General features: G+C 37.7%; 9 protein-coding genes and 1 pseudogene. All 10 read left to right on the plus strand.

Annotated elements, in window-relative coordinates; all coding sequences use genetic code 11:
- Window positions 1-40: 40 nt before the first annotated feature.
- The 10 genes and pseudogenes from V7083_RS22620 (at window position 41) to V7083_RS22660 (ending at window position 8519) form a co-directional block, all read left to right on the plus strand.
- Entirely contained in the window at window positions 41-1120 is a 1080-nt protein-coding gene (locus tag V7083_RS22620) for a sulfate ABC transporter substrate-binding protein (protein ID WP_335482329.1), read from the plus strand.
- 70 nt (window positions 1121-1190) lie between these two features.
- Complete coding sequence (gene cysT, locus V7083_RS22625) at window positions 1191-2024, plus strand: sulfate ABC transporter permease subunit CysT (protein ID WP_335482331.1); 834 nt, start codon at window positions 1191-1193, stop codon at window positions 2022-2024.
- A gap of 15 nt (window positions 2025-2039) precedes the next feature.
- Window positions 2040-2927, plus strand: a complete 888-nt coding sequence (cysW, locus tag V7083_RS22630) for a sulfate ABC transporter permease subunit CysW (RefSeq protein WP_335482333.1) — start codon at window positions 2040-2042, stop codon at window positions 2925-2927.
- A gap of 1 nt (window position 2928) precedes the next feature.
- Window positions 2929-3990, plus strand: a complete 1062-nt coding sequence (locus V7083_RS22635; protein ID WP_335482335.1) for a sulfate/molybdate ABC transporter ATP-binding protein — start codon at window positions 2929-2931, stop codon at window positions 3988-3990.
- Between the two features lie 139 nt (window positions 3991-4129).
- Complete coding sequence (locus V7083_RS22640; RefSeq protein WP_335482337.1) at window positions 4130-4516, plus strand: response regulator; 387 nt, start codon at window positions 4130-4132, stop codon at window positions 4514-4516.
- Window positions 4509-5393 (plus strand): hypothetical protein, encoded by an 885-nt coding sequence (locus V7083_RS22645; RefSeq protein ID WP_335482339.1) that lies wholly within the window; start codon window positions 4509-4511, stop codon window positions 5391-5393. Before V7083_RS22640 ends, V7083_RS22645 begins: the two co-directional genes overlap by 8 nt.
- Window positions 5394-5518: 125 nt before the next feature.
- Window positions 5519-6265, plus strand: a pseudogene (locus V7083_RS23875) (HAMP domain-containing protein); the annotation flags it as partial.
- Complete coding sequence (locus V7083_RS23880) at window positions 6263-7207, plus strand: methyl-accepting chemotaxis protein (protein ID WP_438823765.1); 945 nt, start codon at window positions 6263-6265, stop codon at window positions 7205-7207. The pseudogene V7083_RS23875 and the gene V7083_RS23880, both read left to right, overlap by 3 nt.
- A 152-nt stretch (window positions 7208-7359) precedes the next feature.
- A complete protein-coding gene (locus tag V7083_RS22655) occupies window positions 7360-7581 on the plus strand; it encodes a hypothetical protein (protein WP_335482343.1) in 222 nt (73 codons plus the stop codon).
- Between the two features lie 188 nt (window positions 7582-7769).
- Window positions 7770-8519 (plus strand): hypothetical protein, encoded by a 750-nt coding sequence (locus tag V7083_RS22660; RefSeq protein ID WP_335482345.1) that lies wholly within the window; start codon window positions 7770-7772, stop codon window positions 8517-8519.
- Window positions 8520-8585: the final 66 nt, after the last annotated feature.

Genomic DNA, 8585 nt, shown 5'->3' on the forward strand with positions numbered 1-8585 from the left:
TTCTTTAACACAGCCTTATTTTAAAAAGGGGGAAATACAAATGTCTATTCAAAAAAAGCTGGGTTTTAAATTTTCATTGGTTCTTATTTTATTGGCTATGGTTCTTGCTGCATGCAGCAGTGAGACGAGTAGCAATCAGAGCACAAAGAAAAAGGAGAAAGATAAAACGGCTGAAACGAAAGCTCCTGTTGAATTACTAAATGTTTCTTATGACCCGACTCGAGAACTTTATGAACAGTATAACCAGGAATTTGCGAAGTATTGGAAAGAGAAAACGGGCCAGCAGGTTACTATTCAACAGTCCCATGGTGGTTCTGGAAAACAAGGAAGAGCTGTCATCGATGGACTTGAAGCTGATGTCGTCACGCTGGCCCTTGCTTATGATATTGATGAGATTGCTAATAAGGGAGGATTGCTTTCAAAGGATTGGCAAAAGAAGTTGGAGGATAATTCCACGCCTTATACATCGACCATTGTGTTTCTTGTAAGAAAAGGAAATCCAAAAGGAATCAAGGATTGGGATGACTTAACCAAAAAAGGGGTCTCGGTAATCACACCAAATCCGAAAACCTCAGGAGGGGCTAGATGGAATTATTTAGCGGCATGGGCATACGCGCAGAAAAAATACAACAATGATGAGGAAAAAATCAAAGACTTTATGGGCCAATTATATAAAAATGTTGAAGTGCTAGACTCTGGTGCAAGGGGAGCTACAACCACATTTGTGGAGCGGGGAATTGGTGATGTATTAATTGCCTGGGAAAACGAAGCCTTCTTAACCCTAAATGAGCTTGGAAAAGATAAGTTTGAAATTGTTGTGCCATCCCTGAGTATTTTGGCAGAGCCACCTGTCACCGTTGTCGATAAAGTAGTTGATAAAAAGGGAACAAGAGAAGTAGCAGAAGCGTACTTGAAATACTTATATTCCGAAAAAGGACAGGAGATTATCGCCAAAAATTATTACCGACCAAGGAATGAAAGTGTTCTTGCTAAGTACTCAGATGAATTTCCAAAAATCAATTTGGTGACCATCGATGATGATTTTGGCGGCTGGAAAAAGGCACAGGAAAAACACTTTAATGATGGTGGGACATTTGACCAAATCTATCAACCAAAATAAAAAGATTCCTATATTTAGAGGTGCTCATGGTGGGCACCTCTGATGTACTAGAGCGAAAGGGGTCAACCTCATGGCTTATTTAAAAAAAATCAAAATGAAAAAGCATGGTCCACTACCAGGATTTGGCTTATCACTAGGTTTTACGGTTTTCTACATCAGCCTACTTGTTCTTCTGCCTTTATCCATGATCTTTATAAATTCTTTTGCAGCCCCTTGGTCAAAAATTTGGCAGACCATTACCGAACCAAGAGTTGTTGCATCCTATCAGCTTAGCATCGGTTCTTCGTTAGTAGCTGCAGCGATTAATGCTGTTTTCGGGGTTTTAATCTCTTGGGTATTAGTTCGTTATCGCTTTCCAGGCAGAAAAATAATCGATGGACTCGTTGATTTACCATTTGCTCTGCCGACGGCGATTGCTGGGATTGCCTTAACGACTTTGTACACTGAGCAGGGCTGGATTGGACAATTTCTTAGTTTTAAAGTGGCTTTTACTCCATTAGGAATCACTCTTGCATTGACATTTATTGGGCTACCATTTGTGGTTAGAACCGTACAACCTGTATTGCAAAATGTTAATAAAGAACTGGAAGAGGCTTCGGAAAGTCTTGGAGCTACGCGTGTCCAAACCTTTATTAAAGTCATTTTTCCTGAACTCATCCCTGCTATTTTGACAGGCTTTGCTTTGGCATTTGCAAGAGCACTAGGCGAGTATGGCTCGGTTGTTTTCATTGCTGGGAATATGCCGATGAAAACTGAAATAACTCCATTACTAATCATGACGAAACTAGAACAATATGATTATGCAGGTGCCACCGCGATCGCTGCAGTGATGCTCATTTTTTCATTCATACTATTATTGGTTCTGAATTTGTTGCAATGGTGGACGAATCGAAAATTTGCATAAAAGGGGGCATTTACAATGGCAGGGAATGTATCAATGAACTACACGAGTACACCTTTACAAAGTTCAAGTGAAAATTCTGAATCCAGCTGGGTTCGCTGGGCTCTAATATTGATTGCGTTAGGTTTTTTAACATTATTTTTAGTACTGCCACTTGTGGCTATTTTTATAAAAGCATTTGAAAAAGGTTGGGACGTCTATCTATCAGCAATAAGCAGTCCTGATGCTCTATCAGCGATTAAGTTAACTGCATTGATTGCCCTGATTTCAGTTCCAATTAATGCGATTTTTGGAGTTATTGCCGCCTGGGCTGTTACAAAATTTAAGTTTAGAGGTAAAAGTGTTCTGATTACGATTATAGACTTGCCCTTTGCCATTTCCCCGGTTATAGCTGGCTTGGTCTTTGTGTTATTATTCAGCGTTCATGGATTGTTTGGAACATGGCTACTAGATCATAATCTCAAAATAATTTTTGCTGTACCGGGGATTGCCCTTGCTACCCTTTTAGTAACGTTTCCTTTTGTTGCTCGGGAACTGATTCCATTAATGCAGACACAAGGAACGGCTGATGAAGAAGCATCGCTGACTTTGGGTGCCAGTGGCTTGAAGACTTTTTTGTTGGTAACCTTGCCAAATATCAAATGGGGATTATTATATGGAATGATCCTTTGCACTGCCAGAGCCATTGGAGAATTTGGAGCTGTTTCCGTCGTTTCAGGACATATTCGTGGTGTAACAAATACAATGCCGCTTCATATCGAAATTCTCTATAATGAATATCAATTTTCTGCAGCTTTTGCGGTAGCCTCTTTAATGTCCCTCTTTGCGATTATTACTCTAGTTGTAAAAAATATGATTGAGTGGAAAACGAAAAAGAGTATTTTAATTGAAAAGGGAGATGACTAATATGAGTATACAAATTCAAAACATATCTAAATCATTTGGCTCATTTCTCGCCCTTGATAACATAAATCTGGATATTCAAACTGGGGAACTTGTTGCATTGCTAGGGCCATCCGGATCGGGAAAAACCTCTTTATTGAGAATAATAGCTGGTTTAGAATCGGCCAATCATGGATCGATTCTCTTTGGAGAGGAGGATATGACCGATGTCAGTACAAAAGAAAGAAAGGTTGGCTTTGTATTTCAACATTATGCCTTGTTTCGCCACATGACGGTTTTTGAGAATATAGCATATGGCCTTAAGGTACGTCCGAGAAAAACACGACCTTCCAAGCAAGAAATAATAGAAAAGGTTTCTGAATTATTAAAACTTGTTAAACTTGAGAGTTTTGCAGACCGTTATCCGGCCCAATTATCAGGCGGACAGCGTCAAAGAGTGGCTTTAGCAAGGGCATTAGCAGTTGAGCCTAAAGTATTGTTGCTCGATGAACCTTTCGGAGCTCTTGATGCGAATGTAAGGAAGGATTTGCGCAGATGGTTAAGAAGGCTCCATGACGAATACCAAATTACCAGCATTTTTGTTACCCATGACCAAGAGGAGGCCCTTGATGTGGCAGACCGGATTGTGGTCATGAATGAAGGAAAAATTGAACAGATTGGAACACCTGAAGAAGTTTATGAACATCCAATTAGCCCTTTTGTCTATCACTTTTTAGGAAATGTCAATTTGTTTAAAGGGCGCTTGCATAATGGAAAGCTAAACGATGGCAGCTTTGAAATTGCCGCGCCGAATGAATATGCAGAAAAAATGAATACAGAAGCAGTTGGGTATGTAAGACCACATGATATTGGCATTAATCGGGAAGAAAGCAGGGACTCTGTAAGAGCAAAAATAACTCATATTCATTTCGTGGGTTCAGTTGTTCAAATTGAAATGGTACGAAGGGACAATAATGAGTATATAGAAGCAGAAATAACAAAGGAATATTTTCGTATTCTTGATTTAAAAACGGGTGAGGATGTGTGTATTAAACCGAAGCAAATGAAGGTTTTTTTACAGGAGTAGGCACTAAAAATAAGTTCCCATATTTGCTGAATAATATTATTTAAAAAAATAAAAGGATTATTAGATAGGTCTGTAGAACTATAATTATGTGTTATTAATACATTTTTCTGCATTTTTCTACAAGAAGGAGTTGGCAAATATGGAGAACAATTTGACAGTATTAGTTTGTGATGATTCTGCATTAATCCGTAAGAAATTGCGGGGTATGCTAGAAAAGTGTAAATGTAAAGAAATTATCGAGGCGGAAAATGGAAATGTTGCAATTGAGTCAGTAAAGCACAATCAGCCTGACTTAATTTTTATGGATATTGTAATGCCAGATAAAGACGGAATGGAAGCGTTAACTGAAATCATAGAAATCAGCCCTACTAGTAAAGTTGTAATGGCATCTTCAGTTGGTACAAAGGAACATCTAAAAAAGGCTCTTGAAAATGGTGCCTATGACTTTATCCAGAAACCAATTTCCCTTGATTCTGTTGTGAATCTTCTAGAAAAGATCATAAAGGAGGGGAAAGTGAATGTTTAGTCAATACTTTGGTCATTACTTGCTCAATTGCGGCTTAATTACTCGGGAGCAGTTGGCTGACGCATTAGAATATCAGCAATCTGTTCATGTCAAATTTGGTGTGATTACCATCGATGAGGGGTTTATGACACCTTCACAGGTGGAAGAGGTTCATGAGAAACAAAAACAAGTCGATAAACGCTTTGGGGAAATTGCAGTAGAATTAGGCTACTTATCAAATGACCAAGTAGAGTCATTAATTTCCGTACAAAAGCAAGGCCATTTATTCCTAGCACAATCGTTGGTTGACCGTGGTTACATGAATATTGAACAGTTTGGCCAAGCCTTAGACGAATATAAAAGGGATAATAGTCTTTCAGATGATCAATTTGAAGCTATTAAGAGCGGAAATGTGGAGACCTTAGTTAACAGCATTCTTTCAAAAGAAAAGGATACATATAGTGAATATCTCTCCCTTTTTGCGAAAAATATGATCCGTTTCATAGATGACCAAATGTACTTAGAAGTAGCTGAACAGGAGAATACTCAGCAGCAAAACTGGTTGGTTCATCAAGAAATTGTTGGTAACGATCCACTGTTCACTGCGATTACTGCTAACAAGAATGTATTTCTTTATCTGGCGTCGAAGTATGCCGAGGAAGAACTTACAGAGATCGATGAACTAGCACAAGCATCTGTCAGCGAATTTCTAAACTTACATAATGGAATATATTTAGTAAATAAGTCCAACAAAGGCGTGGAGCTAAATATGAAGCCACAGAAACTTAAGGAAAAGGCCGCTGTTTCCGGTAATACTTTTGTAGTTACAGTCCAAACAACTAAAGGGCCATTCCAGCTCATTTTATCGAACCAACCTGAGCAGGTATCGATTAGTTAAGGAGAATAACTTCAGCAAAAGGCGATCCGATATGGGTTGTCCTTTTTTATTTGCAACATTTTCCTATTAAACTATTATGATTTCTGGTCCGATAATGAAAGATATATAGGGAAGGGGAATTCGATATGAGCATAAGGTTTAAACTGATGCTAGGATTTATTTCTGTTTTAATCGTAAGTACTATTGGTTTTTTTATTGTGTATTTTTCAATGCAAAATCTTGGAGATTCCTATAATCAATTAATAAAAAATAATGTTAAAACTTATAATCTTGCACAAGAAATTGAAAATGAAAATGTAACGATCTCCGACGCTGTTAAAGGGTTGATTATTCAGCCGGGCAATCAAGTTGAACGAGGGAGATACGATGCTAACGGTAAAAAGATAGAGAAAAGCATGAAAGAAGTGATTGCAACTGCAACAGATGCTAAGTCTAAAGAATTATTAAAGGATCTTCAAAAAAACAATTTAAATTTAGAGGATATTGAAACGAAGATGCTTGGTTTAGCTGCTGTTGATAAGGAAAGAACGTTGGAGATCTATAATGGAGAATATATGGATGTTCTTTCTAAGTTTGCTTCCGATGTATCTGACTTTAAACAAATACAATCTGATTTATTAACTGAGAAGATCAACGAACAGAAAAAAATGATGCAAACTCGTGCAATGATCTCTATCGGTATTCTCATTGCTTCCATTCTTATTGGTATTACCGTTTCAATCCTTCTGTCAAGAAAAATTACTAAGCCTGTGATCGAAGTAGTTCAGAAGCTTGAGCAATTATCCAATAATGATGGGGATTTAACGCAACGATTAGAGATTAAAAGTAAAGATGAGATCGGTCAAATGGCAATTGCTTTTAATAAAATGATGGAGAATATCCAGACTATTATTAAACAAGTGCAACTCGCGGCTGTGGAGGTAGCAGCTTCTTCTGACGAGCTAACGGCAAGTGCAGAACAAAATTCTATCGCTACTAATCAAATCTCTGCTTCTATTCAGGAAATTGCTTCCGGTACCCAACAACAAGTAGGTGGGGCGGATGAAATCTCCATTGCGATGACTGGAATGGCCGTTGGAATTATGACCATTGCTAATTCAACTGAAATAGTAACAGATTCAGCTCATAAAACCATTGATGAGGCTAATGAAGGTCATAAGGTAATTGGAAAAACCCTTGACCAAATGAAAACGATTCAACAATCGGTGGATGAGGCTGGCAGTAAGGTTCAAGAATTAGGTAATCTTTCACATGAAATAAGTCAAATAATTGAAGTCATTACCAATATTGCTGAACAAACCAATTTATTGGCGTTGAACGCTGCCATTGAGGCCGCTCGCGCTGGAGAATCTGGAAAAGGATTTGCTGTAGTTGCTGATGAGGTAAGAAAGTTAGCAGAACAATCGAAAGATTCAGCTACTAAAATTTCGACACTTGTATCTAAAATTCAGATGAATACTTCCAATGCAGTTAACTCTGCAACAAAAGGGATTGAAGATGTAAATACTGGAATTCAAGTGGTTAATGAAGCAAATAATGTTTTTAATCGAATATTAAAGTCAGTGCAAGCTGTCACAGACCAAATTAAAGAGGTATCCTCCGCCTCCCAGCAGATGTCATCAGGAGCGGAACAAGTTGCTATGTCTGTAACAAATCTATCTATGATTACAACCCAAGCCTCTTCCAATTCTCAAGCAGTTGCCGCTTCATCAAAAGAGCAATTAGTTTCGATTCAGGAAATATCCACTTTTTCTAAAAATCTGGCCCAAATGGCTAATGATTTAGAAAGACTAACCGGAAAATTTAAAGTTTAAAATAGAACTTACCATTACACAAAAAGGGTTTGGCCATGGTGCCAAACCTTTTTTAATTGTCAAATGATTAAAACCTTTCTTGTAATCAACCTACCAATTCTGGATAAGCTCCTCTTCCAAGGAAATACTAAATCAAAAAGGGGGACTTTTTTATGGATTTATTTAAAAAGAAGGATGTTGAGAAGGAGAAACTCGAGGAAGTTCTTGAACATTCACTTGAAATAGAAGAGGATTTAATGCGAACATACCTCATTACAGCAGAACGGGTCCATGACGATGATGATTTAAAGGAACGTCTTGAAAACTTTGCAGAGGGTAATGCCAAAAGGTCAAAACAGTTAATGGATGAACTGAATGATAGGACAGAAAAATAGGTGAAGCTGTGGGACGATTTCCACAGCTTTTTTCATACGTTTAGTCGAAGATTCTCGAAATCTTGTCTGTAGAATTTCTTTTTCCACCCTATAATAAATGGTATAATTGGGAAAAAAGTACAATTTATTTCGGTAGATCTGCCAAAGTAGAGCAATTTGGCAGTTTTTTAGTTTTAGGGGGGGAATCTATGAAATTTGCAGGACAGATCTTGGCAATCTCTATTATGGTTGCATTGACTGGATGTTCTACGGAAAGTTCAGTGAATGTAGACAAAAAAGGAAATATAGAAATCAAAGAAAAAGACGGTAAGGGCAAAATAAAATTAGGGAAGGCAAAATGGGATAAAGAAAAAATGTATGGTTTGGAAGCTCCTAAAGCTAATCTGGATGGTTTTATTTCGAACAATGAAGGGTCAAGTTACACCCTTTCCAAAATGAAGGAAGAAGATATAGTGGCATATATCCAAAAAATTAAGGATGCAGGTTTTATATATAATTATGTAAGTATGGATAATTTTAACTATACAGGGACGAATAAAGGCGGGCAGATGATTAGCTTCGTCTATTCAAAAGATAATAAATCTGGTGTTATTTTAGCTGGAAAAGGTGAAAAGCCAACTGGAGAAGGAGCAGGGATGATTATGGAAGGTGAAAATGCCAAATGGGATTCTGCAAAAATGGCAGGGCTTCCGGACCCCGGTGTGAAAATAACCTCCTTTACTTCAGGTGAAACCATTAATTCCTATACTTTTGCAAAAATGGATAATCCGAAAGAATACATAGAGGAGATAAAACTAATTGGCTTTACGATAGAACCCTCTGAAATAGAATCGTCTGATGGTATCATTTATAATGCTAAAAACGATAAACGGGATGAGATTACCTTTACCTCATCTAGTAATGGGTGTTCTATATCGTTAACAAGGGCAGGTCACTAAAATCCTTAAGAAAAGAGCCTCTGGCTCTTTTTTAGTTTTGGCTCTGTTAAACTTGTCTGTTGATTT

Origin of the sequence: Bacillus sp. JJ1764, assembly GCF_036962145.1 — a bacterium.
Lineage (GTDB): Bacteria > Bacillota > Bacilli > Bacillales > Cytobacillaceae > Neobacillus.

Bases quoted from the DNA above. Each gene is read 5' to 3' on its own strand.
- V7083_RS22620 (WP_335482329.1), top strand. From the start codon at position 41: ATGTCTATTCAAAAAAAGCTGGGTTTTAAATTTTCATTGGTTCTTATT.
- V7083_RS22645 (WP_335482339.1), top strand. From the start codon at position 4,509: ATGTTTAGTCAATACTTTGGTCATTACTTGCTCAATTGCGGCTTAATT.
- cysW (WP_335482333.1), top strand. From the start codon at position 2,040: ATGGCAGGGAATGTATCAATGAACTACACGAGTACACCTTTACAAAGT.
- V7083_RS22635 (WP_335482335.1), top strand. From the start codon at position 2,929: ATGAGTATACAAATTCAAAACATATCTAAATCATTTGGCTCATTTCTC.
- V7083_RS23880 (WP_438823765.1), top strand. From the start codon at position 6,263: ATGGAGAATATCCAGACTATTATTAAACAAGTGCAACTCGCGGCTGTG.
- cysT (WP_335482331.1), top strand. From the start codon at position 1,191: ATGGCTTATTTAAAAAAAATCAAAATGAAAAAGCATGGTCCACTACCA.
- V7083_RS22640 (WP_335482337.1), top strand. From the start codon at position 4,130: ATGGAGAACAATTTGACAGTATTAGTTTGTGATGATTCTGCATTAATC.
- V7083_RS22660 (WP_335482345.1), top strand. From the start codon at position 7,770: ATGAAATTTGCAGGACAGATCTTGGCAATCTCTATTATGGTTGCATTG.
- V7083_RS22655 (WP_335482343.1), top strand. From the start codon at position 7,360: ATGGATTTATTTAAAAAGAAGGATGTTGAGAAGGAGAAACTCGAGGAA.